The organism is Pseudomonas sp. (genome assembly GCF_050739655.1).
GTDB lineage: Bacteria > Pseudomonadota > Gammaproteobacteria > Pseudomonadales > Pseudomonadaceae > Aquipseudomonas.
This window is the reverse complement of record NZ_JBOIBY010000315.1, coordinates 1-22473: the sequence shown is the minus strand read 5'-3', so window position 1 is coordinate 22473 and position 22473 is coordinate 1. Positions and strand designations below refer to the sequence as shown.

Sequence of the window (22473 nt, the reverse complement as noted above, 5' to 3'; positions counted from 1 at the left end):
TGCAGGCGCAGGGGGCGGAATTCTTCTTCGCTCAGCTCGCCTGCCAGATAGCGTCGGGTCTGATCACGGAACTGCTTGACGCGGTCCTCGATGATCCGCTGATCGTATTCGTCGTATACGTACATATGAGTCCTGTTCTCAGGCTTGGGTCGCTCGGATACAGCTGCGTTTTTGTGCTTGCTTGAGTCCGAAGAACCGCTGCAATTCTGCGCGCACGGCCGCGCACTCCCTACGGAGCCGGGGCAAGATACCAGTTTGTAGTTATGCGCAAAAGTGATGTTTGAGTATATGTAAAGAACCAAAACGCCTAACGAGAATAGTTGTTACTTAACCCACATTTGTCGTGCGGGCAATCATCGTCTTAACTGTGGTCGAGTCTTCGTGCAATCACCGATAAAACCGACAAGAGGCGATGCAATGAGCAACCCAACCAAAGCAAGGAAAAGCGATAGCTCCGTCGATGCCTGGGCGATTCTGTTCCTGATCATTCTGGTCGTCGGCACCGCTGTATTTTGGGTCAGTCATCAGTAAACGACCCGTCCTGGCCTCGTTCCGACGATTGTCGGACAAAAACCGGAATAAACGCCGTTTTGCGGGCGTTCGCTGGCTATAATGCGCGGCGAATTTCCGGGGGCTCGGACGACAAATGTTGAAGTTTCTATGTGGCGTACTGCTGGCGCTGGGCATGGTCGTGGGACCTTGTGCTCAAGCGGCGTCAGTGCTGTTCCTGAATCCCGGAGCCCCAAATGAAGCTTTTTGGGTCAGTTACTCGCAGTTCATGCAGGCCGCCGCCAGCAATCTTGGCATGGATCTGCGCATCCAGTATTCCGATCGGGTGCCTGAGAACATCATCAAACAGGCGCGCGAAGCTCTTCAGGGACAACATCGTCCCGACTATCTGGTATTCGTCAACGAGCAATCCGTCGCACCTGAAGTGTTGCGTCTGGCCAAAGGCAGTGGCGTAAAGCTGTTCCTTGTCAACAACGCCCTGACACTGGACCAGGCTCGAATGCTCGGCGCCCGGCCCGACAAATATCCCGACTGGGTTGGCAGCCTCGTACCCAACGATGAAGAGGGCGGCTACCTGATGCTCAAGGAGCTGATTCGACTCCATCGCCCGGTGGCCCCAGGTCAGACAATTGATTTGCTGGCTTTTTCCGGTTTGAAAGTCACGCCCTCTGCACAATTGCGCGAGAAAGGCATGCGTCGGGCGCTGGCCGAGCACCCTCAGGTGCGTTTGCGTCAACTGGTCTATGGCGGCTGGACACGGCAGCGTGCCTACGAGCAAGCAAGGCTTTTGTTCAAGCGTTATCCGCAAACGTCTCTGGTCTGGTCGGCCAATGACGAAATGGCGTTCGGCGTCATGCAGGCATACACCGAGGCCGGTGGCGTTCCGGGCAAGGATGCGTTGTTCAGCGCCATCAACAATTCACCGGCGGCGTTGCAAGCGCTGCTGGACAACCGCCTGAGCGTTCTGCTGGGCGGGCATTTCACCCTGGGTGGCTGGGCCTTGGTGCAATTGCATGATTATGACGAAGGCATCGACGTCAGTCGGTACGGAGGTCGTGACCGGCAAATTCCACTATTGGAATTGATCAGTCGCACGCAAGCAAAGCGACTGCTCAGGATGGGAACCAAGCAGGATTTTGGCGTGAATTTTCATCAGCTCTCGGCCAAGGGGCGACCACCTTCGTACCGCTATCCATTCAGCCTGCAAACCCTGATGCACTGAGCGGCTTCAGATTCCCGCCAGTAGCAGTACCAGTTTGACGATGCCGAACAGCGTCAGGGCGAACACCGTCGTGAACAGGATGCCCAATATCACGAAATGACTGGGTTTGCCGTGTGTGAAATCACGCGCCCGGTTCTTGCCGCTTTGCACCCCGAACGCTGCCGCCATGACACTCTGCAGCATCTGCCAGAACGTCGGCGGTTTGTTGTCGACTGGATCGTCCATAAATCCCCCGGCAAAAAAGTGAGTCCTCTGAGCATAGCCAATCCAGGGATTCGTGCTGCGACCGACCCGGTCCCGACTGAAGCAATTGGTAATCCATCGTCACCCTCACGATAACTATCTACCGCAGCCCCAGCCCGTTGAAATGATGTTCTGTCGCTCCCCATGTCAGGAGAGACAGCATGTCCACTAAAGATTTGACTCCAGCAACAAGCAGCATTCATGGCGAGCTTCTTGAGCAACTCACGCCCGGTTGGCTGATCGATGCCACGCCGGCAAGACGAGCGGCCCTGAAAGCCGGCGGCACGCGCCTGCCGCAGTGGTATTCAAGTGCAACCACCGAGCGACAGCGGGCTTTGAGAGAAACTTCCCACGCCAGTTTTACTGCCCAGACGCTTCTGGACAAAACGATGTCGGCGCTAAAAGACATCGACGCCTTCGCCGAGCCATTACTCAGCAAGGCCCTGAAGGATCGATTCGGTGTGGAGGTAGACGTCAGCAAAACGCTGGTATGTCTGCGACGCCCTCTGGAGGTGGGCGTCCTGGAAATCGAAGTATCAACGTTCGAAGTCATGAAGCTCTCGTTGTTGCAGGCAACGCTGCATAATTTCGAAGAATCCGAATGCAAGACAGGCGCCTTTCATTCGCAATCCGGGTTTATCCAGGAAACATCGACCCCGGGCGTGTTTCAGGCGGTCAGCGTCAACATGACGGTCACTCAGTTCCTGTCACTGTGTCGCTCCCTGGATATCGGGGCGCAGTATCAGACTTATGTGAAAGCGTTTTTTCAGCCAGCCGATGCCGGGGCCGGAACCACACTTCGCCAGCAATACATGACCAGTCAGAAGGCAACTTTAAGAGCGGCTGCCGAAGTGGCTTTGTTGAAAAAGGATATTGAACCGGCTGACTACGCAATGATCCTCTCGATCATTAAGGGCGAACTGCATCCCCGGCTGGGCAGCAAGCCCGTCTGGTTTCGCGACCTGAGTTTGATGAACCGCAGGATGACGGGCTGCGTTGTGTTCAGCATCAGTGAAAAGTTTCGCTACTCCAGTGAGTTCATCCTCTACATACCCCACGATCCCGAACACCCGCTCAAACGCTACACCTCTGATCAGCTGCGCGAAGAATTCAAGCGCCAGTTCACGGTCCGGGGCGGATCGCACCAAAGCAGTGACGGTCCAACGGCGCACCAGCGTTTTTTCAGCCAGTTTGTGGCTTATGCCGATCACCCTTATTACTTCAGTCAGTTCACCCGTAAAGCTGCGGATGCTCCTGGCGACCCCTTGGATTCCATCTGGGTGAAAGTCGCACAGCTCATTCCACCGTTCTCTACGTTCGCCCGCATCAAGCAATTGCCACCTGAGCGTTCGAGCAGGCAGGAACCGGTCGATGATCCCTATCTCAATCCTTCCGTGATCAATCAGGCGGGCGGGGCGAACATCTGGGCTGCCAACACCGATCTCTTTACTTATCTCTACGAACAAAGCTGTGCAAAGGTAATCGCCGATGCGCGCAGCCATGCAGTCCCCACGGCAGCTGTCGATGCGAAGGTGCGCACGGAAAAGCTCAATCACCTGCTGGAAATCGGCATGCTCGGCTTCAACATCGTCTCAATGTTCGTGCCGGTACTGGGCGAGATCATGATGGTGGTGATGGCCAGCCAACTGCTGTATGAGACCTTCGAAGGTGCGATCGAGTGGAGTGAGGGCGATCACCAGGCTGCCAAGGCGCATTTGATCGATGTAGCTGAAAACCTGGCTTTTATAGCGGTGTTGGGCGGTGTGGCAAAAGCAGCGGGCAAACTGGCAGTGGTGAAACCTGCGCCTGTGGTCGAACGCCTGGAGCCCGTCACACGCTCCAACGGCGACAGTCGTCTGTGGAAGCCGGACCTGGGCGCTTATGAAAGTGACATTGTGCCGGGTACCGATTCAAGCCCTGACGCCCTGGGGCTTCATCGTGTTGGCGATAAGACCTGCATCCGCCAGGCGGGCAAGGTCTATGAAACAACGTTCGATAAATCCTTGAAGAAATGGCGCATCAAGCATCCCACCGATGCACAGGCGTGGCAGCCGATACTCAAACATAACGGACACGGGGCGTGGCGCCATTCGCTTGAGCGTCCCCTGACCTGGGACCGTCTTGCGCTGCTACGACGCATGGGCCATATCACAGAGGCGTTCACCGATGAGCAGTTGCTCAAAATCGCCGACATCAGTGGTGTCGGCGACAATGCCCTGCGCAAGATGCACATGGACCATCTGCCTCCACCCCCTGAGTTGATCGATGTCATGCGGCTGTTTGAGGCGGATCTTACGGGCACTGCGGTCATTGAATCGGTAGAGCCAGGGTCACCGGTCGACCGATTGCAGCGTGCTTGTCCAGGGCTTGGCGAGGCGGCGGCACAAAGGGTGCTGCTGGATGCAAACGCAGAAGAGCTCACACGCCTGAAAACAACGCGTCATATTCCATTGCGAATGCTGGAAGAAGCCCGTTGGTATGCGCAGCAAGGGCGACTGAGTCGGGCTTTTGTCGGCCTGCACGGGGAACGCATGATGTCGGCTGATAGTCGGTGGCTTGCCTTGCATGCCCTGGAGCAACTGCCTGGCTGGTCCGATGCGGTGCGGCTGGAAGTTCGCGATGGTCACATCAACGGCCCATTGCTCGAGGGGGTTGGAAGCGAAACGGCGGTCAGTCGCAAATATCTGGTGAAGAACGGGCCTTCCTATCAAGCGTTCGATGAGCGCGGCGAAATGCTTAACAGCGTGCCCCGTGACGGTCACAACTTTTACACCTCGATCATGCACGCCTTGCCCGATGAGTCACGCACGGCCTTGGGTATTCCCCATGTCGCTCAAAGCGGGGAACTGCGCAGGGCGGTCATCGACTCGGCGATCGAGCACCGCGCTAAATGGACGCAACAGCTTCAGGCACCAAGCGGCAGCCGCGGCAGGTTCAAGCCGCCAGTGCGTGTGGCGGAGCACTCGGTGGGGTACTACGCCAGTGGGCGTGGGCAGGGCATCAATCCTTCGCTGACGACGCGGGTGCAGGATGTCTATCCGGGGCTCTCTGATCGGCAAGCCAATGGTTTCATTCTGGAACAGCTGCGCAACGGGAAAACCGACGCTCAGGTCTACAGCTTGTTGCAGGAGCGCAGTCGTGAGTGGGACACACTCGAATCGGCGCTCGATCAATGGGTCAGCGAATCTGTTTCGGGGACTGTTTGGGATTCAATGCTCGATGGCAGAGCTGCCGTCGCGCGAAATATCAAGGAATGCTGGCGAAACTCACCGTTGGCCGAACAATACCCGCAATTGCAGCGGCTTGAGTTGACCAGTGATGACCCACTCCCGTCCTTGTCGGCGGATTTTTCCCATGTACGTGAGCTCAACGTGCGAGGGCAGTTCGTCACCGATACCAATGTAGAAACGCTTGTGGCGCACTTTCCCAATCTGAAAACGCTGCGCATAAATGGCAGCCAATTCACCAACGTGCCCGAAGCGTTGAGCAGCATGCAGCACCTTGTGCACCTTAGCCTGTATTCCGCTGTTCCGTTCGCGGTGGACATGCCGTCAAGACTGAGTTCGTTAACCAGGCTTGAAGCACTTCATGTTTACTCGTCCGGTTTCGCGCCGATGGAACTGGACGTCATCCGGATGCGCAACTTGCGCTCACTGGAGGTCTTGGCCCCTTCGATGTTCGAATGGCCAGCCGGCGCGCTCGACCTGCCGTTCCTCGAGCGCCTGAACCTCAAGCACACCAGCATCAGGACATTACCCGAGGGCCTATTCCAGGGGCACGAAAAGTTGTGGTCGGGGTTGTCGTTGGATTGGTCGTTATTTCTTCGGGAAAACTTCAAGCCCGCCTATGAGTACGTCAAGAATTACCCCGAGCATCTGGTCGATCAGGAGGAAATGGTCAGGGACTATTGCCGGGGGGAACTGCAGCGTCTGGGTGAGGGACTCAACCAATCTTCGGCCACCGTATTCATCCGGTTCACCGAACAATGGCAGGACGCCGAAGCGAGGTTCAAGGCCATCGAGGAAATGAGCGAACAGCGCCATCAACTTGACCAGCAACTCAACGAATGGTCTGAACATGCGCTGCTGCCAGGTACAAGCGTGCAGCAAATACTGGGACGCACACGGGCGGCAACGCTTATCCGGGCCTGTTGGCGTAACGGTGCCTTCAAGCGTTACGGCGGCACGCTCGATGCCTCCGTACTCGAGCTGCCGGATCTGCAATTCAATGAGCTGCCGCAGTTGCCGGTCGGTGCATTTGACCATGTACGCACCCTGTATTTACCGGGCTTGCGGGCTCCGGTCGAACAGATAAGTCGCTTTGTTGGAGGCTTTACCGAACTTAAAACACTTGACCTCAGTGGCAATGATTTGACGCAGGTTCCCATCGCTTCTGGAGACCTTGCGAAACTGACCCACCTGGATCTCTCGGCCAACCAGATAATCGTCGACCCTGCTGTTCAGCAGGTTTTCGACGGTTTGGGCGCGCTGGAGTCGCTGGATCTGAGTATCAATCCGTTGAACTCGCTGGACGTCAGTGGCATGCCTCATCTCATCTCCCTTAACTTGCAGGCGACCGCGCTGCATGAGTGGCCGAAGGGGGCAGAGCATCTGCCAGACCTGAACTGGCTCGATCTGCGCAACACCAGGATTTCATCTTTGCCACAGGCGGTGCTTGAGGGTGACATGCCGCTCAAGACCAATTTGACGGGCGCCCCGTTGACGCAGCCAGCCAGGACCGTGCTGAACGCGGCCCGACAGCGAATTGAATTGACCAGGAACCTGCCTGTCGGAACTCTGGAGCGGTTTGACGCGCAAGCGGTGCCGTCCGTCTTTCCTCCTTCGGAAAGCGGTTATTCGCTCGCCGGTCATTTGCTGCCGTTGCCCGACGTGCCCGCCGCAGAGGGGGCCGCGCATTTCGTTAAGCGCCTGCAACGATTGAAACCTGCACTGGCCGATGGAGACGCCTTGCAAGTGATCGAGCAGTGGCGCGAAAGCGGGACGACTGACGTTGAAATTGGCGAACGTCTGGCGGGATGGGACCAGACGTTCGACACGCTGACCCGCGAGTTGAATGGCTGGCTGTATACCCGAGAATCCCACGGCGCTGGCTGGGCAGTGACGTCTGCCAAGCGCCGCCAGGGAGCCTTGCGCATCCTGGAGTGCTGGCGCGAGGGTTTGACCGTCGCTGAGGGTGCCGCAGATGTCGAGTTGACCCTCAATGGGCTGCAACTGGGTGATCTTCCCGAACTGCCGGCTGCGTTCTCCCATGTGGGGTCTTTGAATCTGAGCGGCATCCGGCATTCCGCGCAAGGCTCCAACGGTTTTCTCAAGGCTTTTACCCGGCTCAAAAGGCTGGCGCTCAATGGCAATGATTTGCAGACGCTGCCCGAACCCGTGCAGTACATGGCCAACCTTGAACGCCTGGAACTTTCCACAAACCGCTTGGGCGACACCGGGCAACTGTATGCCGCATTGAACCCGCTGGAGCGTTTGACCTGGCTGGACCTGAGTTACAACGCACTGGATAGTTTTGATGTCGGCGGCTTTGAACGGCTTGAAACGCTCGATTTGAGCAACAACAACCTGACCGACTGGCCGCAAGGCGTACTCGATGCACAGCGACTGCGAACCCTGATCCTGAGCCGCAACGACATCACATCGATTCCTGCGCTGGCTTTCGATAGCAGCCATGATGTGTTGCTGGCCGGGACTGACCTGAGCGACAACTACAACCTGTCCCGTGAAAGCCTTGAGCGCATCAGGGATTACCGCCAGAGAACCGCCCTCGATAGTGTGCTGGGGTTATCGCACTCCGATCTGGACGAAATGATCGATGAGAATGGCGGTGATGGCGACAGTGACGACTCGAGCGTCGAGTCTGATGAAGTGCTACCGGACGTTGAGCCCGACTCCGAACAACAAGCGCCATGGCTGGCCAATGCCTTGCCCGAGGAGTTGGCCAGCAAAACTCAAATCTGGAGTCAATTGGCGGCGGAACCGGATCATGCAGCGTTTTTTCATCTGCTTGCGCGACTACAGGACACGCAGGAATTCAGGGTGGCCAATGCCGACCTGACACGCCGGGTATGGACAGTGATGGAGGCTGCCGCCAGCAACTCAGAGCTCAGAGAGATCCTGTTCGCCAGCTCCAATACCCATGGCACCTGCGTCGACGGTCGAATCCTGACCTTCAGTGGGCTGGAGAGCAAAGTCTTCACCCACAATGCCTTGCTCGATATGCCGGTGGGGCGCCTGGCGCTGAAGGGGCGGGCGTTGTTGAAACTGTCCCGACAGCTCTTCCGTCTGGATAAGGTGGACGATTGGGCGACAAACGCCGCCATGGAGTCGGGTGAGGATGAAGCGGAGGTGCGACTGGGCTATCGAATCGGCCTGACCAGTGGCTGGAGCGACGGTCTGGAACTGCCCGGTCAACCGAAACACATGACGTTCAGCTCGGGTGTCACATCTGCACAGATGGCTGAGGCGCGCACGGCGGTGATCAACGCAGAACAGGGTGATGCATTTTTCGAAGACCTGATTCAGCGTGACTATTGGGTGGACTATCTCAAGGAAAAGTACCCCGAGGTGTTCAACGCGCTTGATGAGGTGGATGTCGGGGCTGACGATCAAACGATCAGTGCCGACGATCCGGCTTTTTTAAGTCAGCTTTTCGATCAGGCGGCCGCGCGCAATGCGAAGCTGATTGAGCTATCTCGAAAGGTGGTCGAGGCGATTGAATCGACTGGCGGGGGAGCCGGCTCATCAACGGCAGGGGCAAACCTGTAACGCAAGCCCCCGTCACCGGTTTGCCCGGTGCCGGGGGGTATCTTTTCAGCTGACGATTCAGTCGTCGTAGCCGAGGTTCGGCGCCAGCCAGCGTTCGGTCACGCTCAGCTCCTGGCCTTTACGCGACGTGTAGCTCTGCACCTGGTCCTTGTCGATCTTGCCCACGGCGAAGTACTGCGCCTGCGGGTGAGCGAAGTACCAGCCGCTGACTGCTGCCGCCGGGAACATCGCGTAGTGCTCGGTGAGGAACACACCGCTGCGGCCGGCGCGCATTTCGGCGGCGTCTGGGTCGAGCAGGGCAAACAGCGTGGCTTTCTCGGTGTGATCCGGGCAAGCCGGGTAGCCCGGGGCAGGGCGGATACCGCTGTACTGCTCCTTGATCAGCGCCTCGTTGTCCAGCACTTCGTCCTTCGCGTAACCCCAGTGCTCTTTACGCACCTGCTGGTGCAGCCACTCGGCACAGGCCTCGGCCAAACGGTCGGCCAGGGCCTTGACCATGATCGAGTTGTAGTCGTCGCCAGCGTCCTGATAGGCCTTGGCCACTTCTTCGGCGCCGATGCCCGCAGTGGTGATAAAGCCACCCACGTAGTCGGTCAGTTCACTGTCTTTCGGCGCGACAAAGTCCGCCAGGGAGAAGTTCGGCTTGCCGTCGGTCTTGATGATCTGCTGGCGCAGGTGATGCAGCTTGGCCAATGGCTTGCCGTCATCGCCATAGACTTCAATGTCATCGTCCCGCACCTGATTGGCCGGCCAGAAACCGAACACGGCGCGGGCGCTGATCAGCTTCTCATCGATCAGTTTGGCGAGCATTTCCTGGGCGTCGGCATACAACGCGGTGGCGGCTTCACCGACCACTTCGTCCTGCAGAATGCGCGGGAACTTGCCGGCCAAATCCCAGGAAATGAAGAAAGGAGTCCAGTCGATGTACTCGGCCAGCACCTTCAGATCGATATTGTCCAGCACCTTGGAGCCGGTAAAGGTCGGTTTGACCGGCTCATAAGTGCCCCAGTCGAACTGCGGTTTTTTCGCAATCGACGCGGCGTAGCTCAGGCGCTCGGTGCGGGCGCTGCGGTTGGCGGTGCGCTCGCGGACGTCGACGTATTCTTCACGGGTCTTCTCGACGAAACCGGCTTTCAGTTCCTTGGACAGCAACTGCGTGGCCACACCCACGGCGCGGGAGGCGTCGGTGACGTACACCACCGCGTCGTTGCTGTACTTGGGCTCGATTTTCACCGCCGTGTGCGCCTTGGAGGTGGTGGCGCCACCGATCATCAATGGCAGATGGAAATCCTGACGCTGCATCTCGCGCGCCACGTGGACCATTTCATCCAGCGACGGGGTGATCAGGCCGGACAGGCCGATGATGTCGCACTTTTGTTCCTTGGCGACCTGGAGGATTTTCTCCGCCGGCACCATCACGCCGAGGTCGACGATGTCATAGCCATTGCAGCCCAGTACCACGCCAACGATATTCTTGCCGATGTCGTGCACGTCGCCTTTCACCGTGGCCATGAGGATCTTGCCCTTGGCTTCCGGCTTGTCGCCTTTTTCCAGCTCGATGAACGGGATCAAGTGCGCCACGGCCTGCTTCATCACACGGGCGGATTTCACCACCTGCGGCAGGAACATTTTGCCGGCGCCGAAGAGGTCGCCGACGATGTTCATGCCGGACATCAGCGGGCCTTCGATCACTTCGATCGGGCGGGCGAAGGACTGGCGCGACTCTTCGGTGTCTTCGACGATGTGGGTGGTGATGCCCTTGACCAGCGCATGTTCCAGACGCTTGTTGACGTCCCAGTTGCGCCACTCTTCGGTCTCGGCTTCCTTGACGCTGCCGTCACCCTTGTACTTGTCGGCGATGGCGAGCAGGGCGTCGGTGCCTTCCGGGGTGCGGTTGAGGATCACGTCTTCGACGGCGTCGCGCAGTTCCAGCGGAATCTGGTCGTAGATCTCCAACTGACCGGCGTTGACGATACCCATGGTCAGGCCGGAGCGGATCGCGTACAGCAGGAACACCGAGTGAATCGCCTCGCGCACCGGGTTGTTGCCACGGAACGAGAACGACACGTTGGATACACCGCCCGACGTCAGGGCGTACGGCAGCTCGTCGCGGATGTAGGCACAGGCATTGATGAAGTCCACAGCATAGTTGTTGTGTTCTTCGATACCGGTGGCCACGGCAAAGATGTTCGGGTCGAAGATGATGTCTTCCGGCGGGAAGCCGACTTCGTTGACCAGAATGTCGTAGGAGCGTTTGCAGATCTCTTTCTTGCGCGCTTCGGTATCTGCCTGGCCGGCTTCGTCGAAGGCCATCACCACCACGGCGGCGCCGTAGCGCTTGCACAGTTTGGCGTGATGAATGAACTGCTCGACGCCTTCCTTCATGCTGATGGAGTTGACGATGCCCTTGCCTTGGATGCACTTGAGGCCGGCTTCGATCACTTCCCACTTGGAGGAGTCGATCATGATCGGTACACGGGAGATGTCCGGTTCGCCGGCAATCAGATTGAGGAAGGTCACCATGGCCTTCTTCGAATCGAGCATGCCTTCGTCCATATTGATGTCGATCACCTGGGCGCCGGCTTCGACCTGTTGCAGGGCGACTTCCAGGGCTTCGGTGTAGTTGTCTTCACGGATCAGGCGGGCGAACTTGGCGGAACCTGTGATGTTGGTGCGCTCGCCGACGTTGACGAACAGCGAGTTGCGATCAATGGTGAACGGTTCCAGGCCCGAGAGGCGGCAGGCCTTGGGGATTTCCGGAATCTGGCGCGGCGCATAACCGGCCACGGCCTTGGCGATGGCTTCGATGTGGCCCGGCGTGGTGCCGCAGCAACCGCCGACGATGTTGAGGAAGCCGCTCTGAGCGAATTCTTCGATGACTTTCGCGGTCTCGGCCGGCAGCTCGTCGTACTCGCCGAATTCGTTGGGCAGGCCAGCGTTCGGGTGCGCCGAGACGTGGGTGCTGGCCTTGTCCGACAGTTCTTCCAGGTACGGGCGCAGTTCGCGGGCGCCGAGGGCGCAGTTCAGGCCGACCGAGATCGGCTTGGCGTGGGCCACGGAGTTCCAGAAGGCTTCGGTGGTCTGGCCGGACAGGGTACGGCCGGAGGCGTCGGTGATGGTGCCGGAAATCATGATCGGCAACTCGATGCCCAGCTCTTCGAACACACCTTGTACGGCGAAGATCGCGGCCTTGGCGTTGAGGGTGTCGAAGATGGTTTCGATCAGGATCAGGTCGGCGCCGCCTTCGATCAGGCCTTTGGTGGACTCGGTGTAGTTTTCCACCAGCTCATCGAAGGTCACGTTGCGGTAGCCGGGGTTGTTCACGTCCGGAGACAGCGAACAGGTACGGCTGGTCGGACCGAGCACGCCGGCAACGAAGCGCGGCTTGTCCGGGGTTTCGAGGGTTTTTGCATCGGCGACCTTGCGCGCCAGCCGGGCGCCTTCTACGTTCAGTTCGTAGGTCAGGGCTTCCATGCCGTAATCGGCCATGGAAATCCGGGTGGCGTTGAAGGTGTTGGTTTCCAGAATGTCAGCGCCGGCATCCAGATAAGCTTTCTCGATGCCACCGATCACGTCCGGGCGAGTCAGCACCAACAGGTCGTTGTTGCCTTTGACATCGCTCGGCCAATCGGCGAAGCGTTTGCCACGGTAATCCTGCTCTTCGAGCTTGTAGCTCTGGATCATCGTGCCCATACCGCCATCGAGAATCAGAATGCGCTCTTTGAGGGCGTGCTTGAGAGCTTGAAGGCGAACACTGCGATCGGACATTGGGACTACTCGGAAAGACCATGACGAAGGGCCGGGATGATAACAAACCTGTGCGCTTTTGGAGCATGTCCGGGTTTTGCATGAATATCGTTCATGTTGAAGCGGTTGCCAGCCCGGTAGAATCGCGGCGTTTTCAAGGATCGGGTTCAGAACATGTCGTATCGCGTCGTCATCAGCAGTGTGTTGCTGTGTTTGAGCTGGGGCGCCGTGGCGCAGGGGCCGGCGAATTCTCCTGCCATTTCCTACACCCGCGATATTCAACCGATTTTCACTGAGAAGTGTGTGGCTTGCCATGCCTGCAACGATGCCGCCTGCCAGCTCAATCTGGGCAGCGGCGAAGGAGCGGCGCGCGGCGCGACGAAAGTCCCGGTGTATGACGGTGACCGTAGCCAGGCTGTTGCACCCACTCGATTGTTCTACGATGCGTTCGGCAAGCACGCTTGGCAGCAAAAGGGCTTCTATTCGGTGCTCGATGCCCAGGGCAGCCAGGCGGCATTGATGGCGCGAATGCTTGAAATGGGCCATGGAACGCCGTTGCAGCCCAACGCCAAATTGCCCGAGGACATTGTCCTGGGTCTCAATCGCGACAACATGTGCGCCATGCCGGCGCAGGTCGACGGTTACGCCAGTGCTCACCCCAAGGAAGGCATGCCGTTGGCGGTCACCGGTCTGACCGACCAGCAATACCAGACCTTGCAACGCTGGTTGGCATCCGGCGCCCCCATCGATGAACAGGGCCTGGTTCCGAGCGCCAAGGAAGCCTTACAGTTGGTGCAGTGGGAAAACCTGCTCAATGCTCCGGGCGCGCGGCAAAGCCTGGTGGGGCGCTGGCTGTTCGAGCACTGGTTTCTCGCGCACCTGTATTTCAAGGACGGCGAGCCGGGGCATTTCTTCCAGTGGGTGCGTTCGCGCACGCCAACAGGTCAACCGATCGACCTGATCAGCACCCGTCGTCCTAACGACGACCCTGGCACCGAGTTCTATTACCGTCTGTGGCCGGTGCAGGGCGTTATCGTGCACAAGACGCACATCACCTATCCACTGAGCGCGGCCAAAATGGCGCGGGTCAAAAGCCTGTTCTATAACGGCAACTGGCAGGTCAGCGCGCTGCCAGGCTATGGGCCGCAGAGCCGGGCCAATCCGTTCCAGACCTTCGAGGCCATCCCGGCCCAGGCGCGTTATCAGTTCATGCTCGATAACGCCGAATACTTCGTTCGCACCTTTATTCGCGGCCCGGTTTGTCGTGGCCAGATCGCTACGGATGTTATTCGCGACAACTTCTGGGCGTTGTTCCAGGCGCCGGAACACGATCTCTACATCACCGACCCGGATTATCGAGGCCAGGCCACACCCTTGCTGGCGATGCCTGGGCAAAACGACGATGTGGGCAGCGTTCTGAGCCTGTGGCGCGACTACCGAGATAAACGCAATGAATACGAAGCTCTACGCCGCGACAGCTATGCCGATCTGCCGGCGCCGAGCTGGTCGACCCTGTGGGCGGGCAATGACAATGCGTTGCTGAGCATCTTCCGGCATTTCGACAGTGCCGCCGTGACCAAAGGCCTGATTGGCGAGGTGCCGCAAACACTGTGGCTGTTCGATTTCCCGTTGCTGGAGCGAACCTATTATCAGTTGGCGGTGAATTTCGATGTGTTCGGTAATGTGTCTCATCAGGCCCAGACACGCCTGTATTTCGATCTGATCCGCAACGGTGCCGAGCAGAACTTTTTGCGCCTGATGCCAGCCGATTCACGGATCGGTTACCTCGACGACTGGTACCAGAGCAGTGGGCAAATCAAGTTGTGGCTGGACTATGAGGCCATCGATGACGACAAACCGACCGCGTTGACACTCGATACAAAGGACCCCAAACGCGATTTCGCCATGCAGTTGCTGGTGCGCTACGGTGACCTCAACGCCAAGCCGGACCCGATCAACCGCTGCGACGGCGCCTATTGCTCTCGGCCGAACATCGATCTGGACTTGCAGAACGCCGAGCAGGCCCTGAGCCGCTTGACTTCGCGTCCCGCGGCGGGGCTCAAGGTCATCGATCAATTGCCCGAAGCGACGATGCTGCGGATCGAAACCGCGAGCGGCCAGCGCGTGATCTATAGCCTGTTGCGTAACCGTGCCCACAGCAACGTGGCCTTCCTGATTGGCGAGTCGCTGCGTTATCAGCCGGAGCTGGACACCGTCACCATTTTCCCCGGCGTACTCAGCAGCTATCCGAACTTCATGTTCAACATCCCGGCGGCAGAGGTACCTGAGTTTGTCGATGCCATGGAAAACGCCAAGGACGCGAATCGTTTCGAGAAAATCGTAGAGCGTTGGGGCATTCGTCGCAGTCATCCTCAGTTCTGGCAGTACTTTCACGATTTGCGCCGCTACATCCACGAAACCGACCCGGTGGAAGAGGGCGTGCTGGACATGAACCGCTACGAAAACCTCTGATTGCCCCCCTATCCCCCGTGTAGGCGCTGTGTAGGAGCTGTGTAGGAGCTGTGTAGGAGCTGTCGAGTGCAACGAGGCTGCGATCTTTTGATTTTAAAAAAAGCAACATCAAAAGATCGCAGCCTTCGGCAGCTCCTACACGGCTGCGTCGTCCGAATCTTTCCCGACAAAAATACTGGGACTTTGTCCGGCGCGATGATTGGCGTAAACTGCGCCCAAGCCTGCGAGGAGTTTCCATGACCGCTATTACCATCACCGACGCCGCCCACGATTACCTGGCTGATCTGCTGTCCAAGCAGAACACCCCGGGCATCGGAATCCGCGTTTTCATCACCCAGCCTGGCACCCAGTACGCCGAAACCTGCATTGCCTACTGCAAGCCGGGCGAAGAAAAGCCCGAAGACACGGCGCTGGGGCTCAAAAGCTTCACCGCCTACATCGATTCGTTCAGCGAAGCCTTCCTGGATGACGCGGTTGTCGACTACGCCACCGACCGCATGGGCGGCCAGCTGACCATCAAGGCGCCAAACGCCAAGGTACCGATGGTCAATGCCGACAGCCCGATCAACGAGCGCATCAATTACTACCTGCAAACCGAAATCAACCCGGGGCTGGCCAGCCACGGCGGTCAGGTCAGCCTGATCGATGTGGTGGAAGACGGCATCGCCGTTCTGCAGTTCGGCGGCGGTTGCCAGGGCTGCGGCCAGGCAGACGTGACCTTGAAGGAAGGCATCGAGCGCACCTTGCTCGAGCGTATTCCAGAGCTCAAGGGCGTCCGTGACGTCACTGACCACACGCAGAAAGAAAACGCCTACTACTAAGGTGTTCGCTGCGGCATAAAAACGGCGCCCCGTGAGCGCCGTTTTTTATGGATGATGTGTGGAGTTCAACGGCCTCATCGCGAGCAGGCTCGCTCCCACATTGGATCGCATATTCAGGAACAACTCGGTCAACTGTGGGAGCGAGCCTGCTCGCGATTGGATCTAGGGCCGATACAAGTGCGCATGCCCCGCGCGATACAGCGACGACTCGCTGAAGTGATCGCTGCCCAACACCCGACCCACCAGAATCAACGCCGTACGCCGAAACCCTTTGGCCTTGACCTTCTCGGCAATGTCCTCGAGCGTCCCCACCACCCAATCCTGATCAGGCCATGTAGCCCGGTGAATCACCGCGACCGGGCAATCCGCGCCGTAATGCGGCACGAGCTCCTCCACGATCTTCACCAGATGGTTAACCCCCAAATGAATGGCCATGGTCGCGCCGTGTTGCGCCAGGCTGGAGAATTCTTCGCCAGGTGGCATGGAGGTTTTGTCGGCGTAGCGGGTCAAAATCACGCTCTGGGACACATCCGGCAAGGTCAATTCGCAGCCGAGCAGCGCCGCGCAAGCCGCTGTAGCCGTCACGCCCGGAATGATCTCAAACGGGATATCAAGCTCGCGTAAATATCGAATCTGTTCGCCAATGGCGCCATACAGGCTCGGATCGCCGGAATGTACGCGCGCCACGTCCTGCCCGTTGGCGTGGGCAGTCTTGATCAGCTCGATGATCTGTTCCAGGTGCAGTTCAGCACTATTGACCACCTGTTTGGCGCGATGGCCTTCAAGAACCGCCGCCGGTACCAATGAGCCGGCATAGATAATCACCGGACAGCTGCGGATCAGGCGCTGGCCCTTGACGGTAATCAGTTCCGGGTCGCCGGGACCTGCGCCAATGAAGTAGACGGTCATGGTCAGTTCCTGTGAAAAAGAGGTTCAGGCAACGCTTCAGATGAAGATTGCTCATGATCGAAAGAGGGGATTATCGGGGATTTCAGGTTGCGCAGGCCAACGCCAATGTCGCCTGGGCATATTTTTGTCGCGGGATCAGCAGTTTCGCTGGTGCATTGGCCAATTGTTCAGCCAGGGCGAGGGCAGCGCTTTCAGCCACGCCGTAGCAGCCGGTGCGTTCAAGGGCGATCTGCGAATGGTGGCTGAGCTGTGGTTGATAAGGCGTCAACTGTTCGCTGCTGAAATACGACATCGGCAGGCCAAGTTGCTCGGCCAGTTCGATCAGGGCCGGTTCATCGCGTTTCAGGTCGATGCTGGCCAAGGCCTTTATCTGGTGCAGTTTGATCCGGTGAGCCTGTAACGCCTGATCGAGCAATGCCCGCAGCGTGCTGACGGGGCAGCCGCGCTGGCAACCCAGGCCGACCACCAGGGTCGGCGCTGTGTTGGCAACAGTCATGCGTGGTATTGGCCATCGCTTTTACGGCGGAACAACCAGGTGCTGATCAGGCCCAGGGCCAGCCAGAACGCTACGTTGGTTAGCTGCGAAGCAATTTTGAATTGGGTCTCCAATGCTTCAGGCGCAAGCATCGAGTGCACTTGCGGTTGCGGGGCGCCGATCACGTGGGGAACGGCAATGATTGCCGCGCCGAGCACTTTCAGCAGCCAGTGGCGGCCGAAGGCGAGCAGGGCAATGCCGGCAGCCGTGGAAGCAGCGGTGCCGATCCACCAGATTTGCCGTTGTACCAGATCCGCTGCAGCGGTGCCCGGCAGTTCAGGCGGCAAGCCGAGCGTCGGCGCCAGCACGAAAGTCGCGTAACCGGCCAGGCCCCAGAGCAAGCCCTGGGAGGTTTTGGTCGGTGCGCGCAGGGTATAGAGGCCAGCGAGCATCAGGGCGAAACCAACGGCCACCACCAGGTTGCCGCCAGTGGTCGACAGCACGCGCTGCCAGCCGTCTTCAGGCTCCCAGGCTTCGGCATCATGGGTGTGGGCGGCAGTGCCGGCGGCGTGTTCGTGGACTTCAACCGCTGCAGGTTCGGATTTCTCAAAGGTCTCGGCCTGGAGAATCAGCGGGGCGACCCAGAAGCTTTGCAGCAGGGTCAGCAGCAGGGCCGCCAGCAGGCCGGTGAACCCTGCGGTTTGGGCAATACGCTTGATCATGTCGGCAGCTCTCAATGGCACGGGAACGCAGCGCTGTGACGGGTATCGTGGGCAGCGTTGTGGACCGCTTCGATGTGCGAGAAGCCGGCGAAATACACAAGGCACGCGCCGAGGATCGACGCGCAAACGGCGGCGGTCAGGCGTTGGGTCAGGGTCGTGGTGCTGCTGGCGGCGCTGCTGTGGCCGGTGCTGCTGATGATCGACATGGCGTATCCCTCTGGTCTGTCAGCGGGCAATCAAAAGCGCATGCAGAGCCTCCACACGTCCGGGCGCGCAGAGATTCGAACAGCGCCCGCCCACCGCGGGTTTGTTATTCAGTGAAGTTTGATCACTTCGTGTTGCGGGCCGGTCTCCGGGCTCGCGAGGGGTAGAGGCATGGGCCTGTACCTGCAAGCGTCACCTTCCCATGCCGCATTGGCACAGTGGATTTGACGCTTCGCTCGCTTACCGTTGCGGGGGCAGCACCGGACTGACGTGGCTTTGAGTTAAGCACACGATTCACCGGTTTCCCGTTTCACCCCGTGAAGGGCACCCGTAACAAGATGCGTAGGAGAGCATGGGCGGGGGTGGGACGTCAATTGGCAAGGGTTCTCATCTCTCGATCGGGTCGACGCCATCGCTAGCAGGCTAGCTCCCACAGGGGAATTGTGAACACTGGACCCTTGTGGGAGCTAGCCTGCTAGCGATGGGGCCGGAACTGTAAACACAAGAATTTGACCCGCCCCAATACGATGCGTAGCCTTGCGCATTCGAGGTTCTTCGGTCTGTGCCGAAGCTAAGAAGGGAACGCGGTCAATGCCGCGGCTGCCCCCGCAACTGTGAACGGTGATGTTCGCTGCCACGCCACTGCACGCTCAGGTCCTGAGCCCGCGGGAAGGCGCAGCCAACGCCAGTCGACCGACCGGCACACCGTCAGCCAGGAGACCTGCCTCGATACAGATTCTCACTACAACCGGGCGGGGTGATCCGGTGGCGAACGCTTCCGGCGCGCACGCGCGTTGCCGGTCCTCGTCCCGTATGCCCGCCACCTTGCCAAAGGGCATCCGATGAAAACACTGGCCAAACTCCCCGTCACCATCGTTACCGGCTTCCTGGGCTCAGGCAAAACCACCTTGCTGCGGCACATGCTCGACAACGCCCAGGGCCGCCGCATTGCAGTGATCGTCAACGAGTTCGGCGAGCTGGGCATTGACGGCGAAATCCTCAAGCAATGTTCCATCGGTTGCACCGAAGAAGAGGCCACCGGCCGCGTCTACGAACTGGCCAACGGCTGCCTGTGCTGCACCGTCCAGGAAGAGTTCTTCCCGGTGATGCGCGAACTGGTGGCCCGTCGCGGCGATCTTGATCACATCCTCATCGAAACCTCGGGCCTGGCGCTGCCAAAGCCTTTGGTCCAGGCCTTCCAGTGGCCGGAAATCCGCAGCGCCTGCACCGTCGATGCGGTGATCACCGTGGTCGACAGCCCGGCCGTCGCCGCTGGCACCTTCGCCGCGTTCCCGGATCAGGTCGATGCCCAGCGCAAACTCGATCCGAACCTGGACCATGAGTCGCCGCTGCACGAGCTGTTCGCCGACCAACTGTCGAGCGCTGACCTGGTGATTCTCAATAAGGCCGACCTGATCAACCCTGAAGACCTGGCTCGCGTGCGCCTGGAAGTGGCCGAAGAACTGCCGCCAGCGGTAAAAGTCATCGAAGCCAGCAACGGTCGCCTGCCGCTGGACGTGCTGATCGGCCTCGGCGCCGGTTCCGAAGAGCACATCGACGGCCGTCACAGTCACCACGATCACCACCACGAAGGCGAAGACGATCACGACCACGATGCCTTCGATTCCATTTCCATCGAACTGCCGCAAGCCGACGAGAGCCTGCTGCTGGACGCGCTGACCCAACTGGTGGTCAAGCACGGCATCCTGCGGGTCAAGGGTTTCGCAGCGATCCCGAACAAGCCGATGCGCCTGCTGATCCAGGGCGTGGGCACGCGTTTCGACAAGCACTTCGACCGCCAGTGGAATGCTGATGAAGCGCGCGTCACCCGTCTGGTGTTGATCGGCCAGGAGCTGGATGCCGCCGCCCTCGAAGCGCAATTGCGCGCCGCGCTCAGCGTGTAAGCCATGCACCTGCTCAGGACCCAGCCCGGCGGTTTCGTGTCGGAAGACAACATTGCCGACCTTGGACAAACCCCCGCCGAGCTGGTGATCCTGTGCAGCGGCGACTCCAGCCTTGCACTGCTCGCCGAAGCGGCGCAGCAGTTGCCCGACGACTACCCGAGCGTGCGCCTGGCCAACCCGATGCAGGTGCAGAATCATGCGTCGGTCGACCTGTACGTCGATGAAGTGCTGCGTCATGCCAAGGTGATTTTGATCTCGCTGCATGGCGGCATTGCCTATTGGCGCTACGGCGTTGAGCGGCTGGTCGAACTGTCGCAACGGGGCGTGGAGTTGATTCTGGTGCCGGGTGATGATCGCCCGGACCCGGAACTCAGCGACCTGAGTACCGTGGTGGCCGAAGACCAAGACCGGCTCTGGCACTTCCTGCGTCAGGGCGGCATGGCCAATGCGCTGAATCTTTTTCGCTGTCTGGCCAATCGCTGGCTGGGGCGCGATTACCTCTGGGTTGAGCCGCAAACGCTGCCGCGCACGGCGATTTACCACCCATTAAAAAGCCCCGCGACCTTGCAGGATTGGCAAGCCGATTGGCAGGCCGGTCAGCCAGTGGCCGCGGTGCTGTTCTACCGCTCGCACTTGCAGGCGGCGAACACCGCTTTCATCGATGTTTTCTGCCAGCGTTTGCAGGCGGCGGGGCTCAACCCGTTGCCCATCGCGTTGGCCAGTTTGAAGGAGCCCGGCTGCCTGTCGGTGGTCGAGGACTGGCTGGATGAAGTCGAAGCCGGGGTGATTCTCAATACCACCGGTTTCGCCCAATCCAGCCCTGAAGCGCCGCATTTGCGACCGTTTCGCCGCAACATCCCGGTCATTCAGGCGATCTGCGCCCAGGATAACGAGCCGGGCTGGCGCGCCAGCGAACAGGGCCTCGGCCCCCGGGACCTGGCGATGCATATCGCGCTGCCGGAACTGGATGGGCGGATCATCAGCCGGCCGATCAGCTTCAAGGATCTGGCCTGGCGCAGTGAGCGCAGTCAATCGGACGTGGTTTGCTACCGGCCAGCACCCGAACGCATGGATTTCGTCGCCCAGCTGGCGCGGCGCTGGATCGATCTGGCGCGCCTGCCCAACGCCGATAAGCGCGTGGCGCTGATCCTCGCCAACTACCCGACCCGCGATGGTCGTATCGGCAATGGCGTCGGGCTCGACACCCCGGCGGCGGCGTTGAATATCCTGCGCGCGCTTCACCTGGAAGGTTATCCGCTGCCGGCCGATTTGCCGCAAAGCGGTACCGCGCTGATCCAGCAGTTGCTTGGCGGTGTCAGCAACGACCTCGACAGCCTCGACCAGCGCCCATGCCAGCAAAGCCTGGCCATGGACGATTACCTGACGATGTTCAACGCATTGCCCGAGGCCAACCGCAACGCCGTGCTTGAGCGCTGGGGCACGCCTGACTGCGATCCGATGTGCCGGGGGGGGCGGATGATGATCGCGGGCCTGCGTTTCGGCCTGACCTTCGTTGGCATTCAACCGGCCCGGGGTTATCAGGTGGACCCGAGCGCGGTGTATCACGATCCGGACCTGGTGCCGCCCCACGGCTACCTGGCGTTTTATTTCTGGCTGCGCAACACCTACGGCGCCCATGGCGTGATCCACGTCGGCAAGCACGGCAATCTGGAATGGCTGCCGGGCAAGGGTGTCGGGCTGTCCGAGAACTGCTGGCCCGATGCGCTGCTCGGGCCGTTGCCGAACATCTATCCGTTCATCGTCAACGATCCGGGCGAGGGCGCCCAGGCCAAGCGCCGCACCCAGGCAGTGATCATCGATCACTTGATGCCACCGCTGACCCGTGCCGAGACTTATGGCCCGCTGCGCAACCTGGAGTTGCTGGCCGACGAGTATTACGAAGCGCAACTGCTTGATCCGCGCCGCGCCCGGGAACTGCAGCGTGACATCCTGCAACTGGTGCGCGACACCCACATCGACCGCGAACTGCAACTGGACGAAAAGCTCGACAGCGACGCCGATGCGGCAATCTGGCTGCCGCGCCTGGACACTTACCTTTGCGACTTGAAAGAGTCGCAGATCCGCGATGGCCTGCATGTATTCGGTGAGTCGCCGGAGGGGCGTTTGCGTATCGACACCTTGCTCGCATTGCTGCGCATTCCCCGGGGCGATGGACGAGGGGCGCAGTCTAGTTTGTTGCGGGCGTTGGCCAAGGCGTTCGAGTTGGGGTTTGATCCGCTTGATTGTGGGTTGGCTGATCCGTGGAGCGGTCCACGACCAGATGAATTGTTGTCGATCAGCAATGAACCCTGGCGCACCACCGGCGACACCCGCGAACGTCTTGAGCTGTTCGCGGCGCAACTCATTGCGCAAACATCCCAATCTAACTCCGGCCCCTGTGGGAGCGAGCCTGCTCGCGATGGAGTGTCAGTCGACACCAATGTTGCAGATACACC

General features: G+C 59.6%; 13 protein-coding genes and 2 riboswitches. Of the genes, 6 read left to right on the top strand and 7 right to left on the bottom strand.

Features of this window, described 5'->3' with window-relative positions:
* A partial coding sequence (locus ACRESJ_RS15485; protein ID WP_431758684.1) for a hypothetical protein occupies positions 1-125 on the bottom strand: 125 nt, incomplete at its 3' end.
* 521 nt (positions 126-646) lie between these two features.
* On the opposite strand from ACRESJ_RS15485, the gene ACRESJ_RS15480 reads away from it, so the two are divergent.
* Positions 647-1732 (top strand): ABC transporter substrate-binding protein, encoded by a 1086-nt coding sequence (locus tag ACRESJ_RS15480; protein ID WP_431758683.1) that lies wholly within the window; start codon positions 647-649, stop codon positions 1730-1732.
* Between the two features lie 6 nt (positions 1733-1738).
* Here ACRESJ_RS15480 and ACRESJ_RS15475 read toward each other — a convergent pair whose 3' ends face one another.
* Positions 1739-1957 (bottom strand): DUF2970 domain-containing protein, encoded by a 219-nt coding sequence (locus ACRESJ_RS15475; RefSeq protein ID WP_431758682.1) that lies wholly within the window; start codon positions 1955-1957, stop codon positions 1739-1741.
* A 179-nt stretch (positions 1958-2136) separates the two neighbouring features.
* Here ACRESJ_RS15475 and ACRESJ_RS15470 point away from each other — a divergent pair, with 179 nt between their 5' ends.
* Positions 2137-8763: an NEL-type E3 ubiquitin ligase domain-containing protein gene (locus tag ACRESJ_RS15470; RefSeq protein WP_431758681.1), complete on the top strand. Its 6627-nt coding sequence runs from the start codon at positions 2137-2139 to the stop codon at positions 8761-8763.
* Between the two features lie 57 nt (positions 8764-8820).
* On the opposite strand, the gene metH is transcribed toward ACRESJ_RS15470, so the two are convergent.
* Complete coding sequence (gene metH / locus ACRESJ_RS15465; protein ID WP_431758680.1) at positions 8821-12531, bottom strand: methionine synthase; 3711 nt, start codon at positions 12529-12531, stop codon at positions 8821-8823.
* A 153-nt stretch (positions 12532-12684) separates the two neighbouring features.
* Between metH and ACRESJ_RS15460 the strand changes: the two genes are divergently transcribed.
* Both ACRESJ_RS15460 and nfuA read left to right on the top strand, forming a co-directional pair.
* Positions 12685-14982 (top strand): fatty acid cis/trans isomerase, encoded by a 2298-nt coding sequence (locus ACRESJ_RS15460; RefSeq protein ID WP_431758679.1) that lies wholly within the window; start codon positions 12685-12687, stop codon positions 14980-14982.
* Positions 14983-15218: 236 nt separating this feature from the next.
* Positions 15219-15803, top strand: a complete 585-nt coding sequence (gene nfuA / locus ACRESJ_RS15455) for a Fe-S biogenesis protein NfuA (protein WP_007959519.1) — start codon at positions 15219-15221, stop codon at positions 15801-15803.
* A 162-nt stretch (positions 15804-15965) separates the two neighbouring features.
* Here the strand turns inward: nfuA and cobM are convergent, their stop codons facing one another.
* The 4 genes from cobM to ACRESJ_RS15435 form a co-directional block, all read right to left on the bottom strand.
* Positions 15966-16712, bottom strand: a complete 747-nt coding sequence (cobM, locus tag ACRESJ_RS15450; protein ID WP_431758678.1) for a precorrin-4 C(11)-methyltransferase — start codon at positions 16710-16712, stop codon at positions 15966-15968.
* An 82-nt stretch (positions 16713-16794) separates the two neighbouring features.
* Positions 16795-17208 carry a cobalamin biosynthesis protein gene (locus tag ACRESJ_RS15445; protein WP_431758677.1) on the bottom strand — a complete coding sequence of 138 codons (414 nt, stop codon included), beginning with the start codon at positions 17206-17208 and terminating at the stop codon, positions 16795-16797.
* On the bottom strand, positions 17205-17909 hold the full coding sequence (locus tag ACRESJ_RS15440) for a CbtA family protein (RefSeq protein WP_431758676.1): 705 nt from the start codon (positions 17907-17909) through the stop codon (positions 17205-17207). The genes ACRESJ_RS15445 and ACRESJ_RS15440 overlap by 4 nt, the downstream gene beginning before the upstream one ends.
* An 11-nt stretch (positions 17910-17920) precedes the next feature.
* Positions 17921-18115, bottom strand: coding sequence for a CbtB domain-containing protein (locus ACRESJ_RS15435; RefSeq protein ID WP_431758675.1), 195 nt, complete (start codon positions 18113-18115; stop codon positions 17921-17923).
* A 120-nt stretch (positions 18116-18235) separates the two neighbouring features.
* Positions 18236-18460, bottom strand: a riboswitch (cobalamin riboswitch).
* Positions 18461-18644: 184 nt separating this feature from the next.
* Positions 18645-18856: riboswitch (cobalamin riboswitch) on the top strand.
* Positions 18857-18955: 99 nt separating this feature from the next.
* Here ACRESJ_RS15435 and cobW point away from each other — a divergent pair.
* Together cobW and cobN are read left to right on the top strand one after the other, a co-directional pair.
* Positions 18956-20017 (top strand): cobalamin biosynthesis protein CobW, encoded by a 1062-nt coding sequence (cobW, locus tag ACRESJ_RS15430; RefSeq protein ID WP_431758674.1) that lies wholly within the window; start codon positions 18956-18958, stop codon positions 20015-20017.
* Positions 20018-20020: 3 nt separating this feature from the next.
* Positions 20021-22473: cobaltochelatase subunit CobN (gene cobN / locus ACRESJ_RS15425; protein ID WP_431758673.1), on the top strand; the 2453-nt coding region annotated here is incomplete at its 3' end.

What these genes read in the sequence shown, in the direction of transcription:
- nfuA (WP_007959519.1), top strand. Translation starts at nt 15,219, where the DNA reads ATGACCGCTATTACCATCACCGACGCCGCCCACGATTACCTGGCTGAT.
- cobW (WP_431758674.1), top strand. Translation starts at nt 18,956, where the DNA reads ATGAAAACACTGGCCAAACTCCCCGTCACCATCGTTACCGGCTTCCTG.
- ACRESJ_RS15445 (WP_431758677.1), bottom strand. Translation starts at nt 17,208, where the DNA reads ATGACTGTTGCCAACACAGCGCCGACCCTGGTGGTCGGCCTGGGTTGC.
- cobM (WP_431758678.1), bottom strand. Translation starts at nt 16,712, where the DNA reads ATGACCGTCTACTTCATTGGCGCAGGTCCCGGCGACCCGGAACTGATT.
- ACRESJ_RS15440 (WP_431758676.1), bottom strand. Translation starts at nt 17,909, where the DNA reads ATGATCAAGCGTATTGCCCAAACCGCAGGGTTCACCGGCCTGCTGGCG.
- ACRESJ_RS15470 (WP_431758681.1), top strand. Translation starts at nt 2,137, where the DNA reads ATGTCCACTAAAGATTTGACTCCAGCAACAAGCAGCATTCATGGCGAG.
- metH (WP_431758680.1), bottom strand. Translation starts at nt 12,531, where the DNA reads ATGTCCGATCGCAGTGTTCGCCTTCAAGCTCTCAAGCACGCCCTCAAA.
- ACRESJ_RS15435 (WP_431758675.1), bottom strand. Translation starts at nt 18,115, where the DNA reads ATGTCGATCATCAGCAGCACCGGCCACAGCAGCGCCGCCAGCAGCACC.
- ACRESJ_RS15480 (WP_431758683.1), top strand. Translation starts at nt 647, where the DNA reads ATGTTGAAGTTTCTATGTGGCGTACTGCTGGCGCTGGGCATGGTCGTG.
- ACRESJ_RS15475 (WP_431758682.1), bottom strand. Translation starts at nt 1,957, where the DNA reads ATGGACGATCCAGTCGACAACAAACCGCCGACGTTCTGGCAGATGCTG.
- ACRESJ_RS15460 (WP_431758679.1), top strand. Translation starts at nt 12,685, where the DNA reads ATGTCGTATCGCGTCGTCATCAGCAGTGTGTTGCTGTGTTTGAGCTGG.